General features: G+C 66.7%; 1 protein-coding gene. It reads left to right on the top strand.

Features of this window, described 5'->3' with window-relative positions; genetic code table 11:
• A partial coding sequence (locus ACUXVH_RS31695) for an AMP-binding protein (RefSeq protein ID WP_445496868.1) occupies positions 1 to 387 on the top strand: 387 nt, incomplete at both ends.

The raw sequence follows: 387 nt of genomic DNA, 5'->3' as shown, positions 1-387 counted from the left end.
CCCGGGCTGGTGCATGTCTACGACCTGTACGGCCCTTCGGAAGACACCACCTACTCGACCTACACCCGGCGCGAGGCGGGAGGGCAGGCCAATATCGGCCGGGCCATCAGCAACACCCAGAGCTACATCCTCAGCCCGGACCTGCAACCGGTGCCGGTGGGCAGTGCTGGCGAGCTGTACCTGGCCGGCGCCGGGGTGACTCGCGGATACCTGGCGCGCCCAGGGCTGACCGCCGAGAAGTTCGTACCCAACCCGTTCTCCAGCGACGGTGGCCGGTTGTACCGCACCGGCGACCTGACCCGTTACCGCGCCGATGGGGTGATCGAGTACATCGGCCGCATCGACCATCAGGTGAAGATCCGCGGTTTCCGTATCGAGCTGGGTGAA

Source organism: Pseudomonas sp. 8(2025), assembly GCF_052665325.1.
This window is presented reverse-complemented; position numbering and strand designations above follow the sequence as displayed.